General features: G+C 62.8%; 1 protein-coding gene. It reads right to left on the bottom strand.

Annotation, left to right across the window (positions count from 1 at the left end; genetic code table 11):
- Nucleotides 1-686 (bottom strand): efflux RND transporter permease subunit (locus VBE63_RS31005; protein ID WP_323686779.1); only part of this gene is annotated, 686 nt, incomplete at both ends.

Raw genomic sequence — 686 nt, 5'->3', positions numbered from 1 at the left:
CCTCGCTCGCAGCCTTCTCCGGGCGCATTCCGGCGTTCATGCGCACCATCATCCCTTCGGCGACGACGATGGCATTGTCGACCAGCATGCCGAGCGCGATAACCAGTGCGCCAAGCGAGATGCGCTGCAGCTCGATCCCGGCCAAGGCCATGATGAACAGCGTACCGGCCACGGTGATCAGCAGCACGGCGCCGATGATGAAGCCGACTCGCAGACCCATGAACAACAGCAGCACCAGGATAACGATGGCCACCGCCTGGGCGACGCTGACGATGAAGCCGTTGACCGACTTGTCGACCACCTCGGGCTGGTTGTAGATGGCCTTCAGCTCCATGCCGAGCGGGATATCGTTCTCCAGGGCTGCGATGCGCGCATCGAACTGCCGGCCGACCTCGACCACGTTTTGTCCGCCCATCACGGAGATGCCGAGGGTCAGCGCCGGTTGGCCGTCTTGATAGAAATACCGATCCGACACATCGATGTAGGCGCGGCGGATCTCGGCGATGTCTGAGATGCGCAGTACGCGCTTGTCCTCAGAGCTGATCAGCGCGTCGCCGATCAACTGCACGGACTCGGACTCGCCGGTGGGCCAGATGCGCAGATACTGCTCGCCGACAACGATGTTGCCGGCATCGGCGACCAGATTCTGCGATTGCAGCACCGCGCCGATGGTCTGCAGCGGAATG

The organism is Lamprobacter sp., assembly GCF_034860625.1.
Classification (GTDB): Bacteria; Pseudomonadota; Gammaproteobacteria; order Chromatiales; family Chromatiaceae; genus Lamprobacter.
This window is presented reverse-complemented; position numbering and strand designations above follow the sequence as displayed.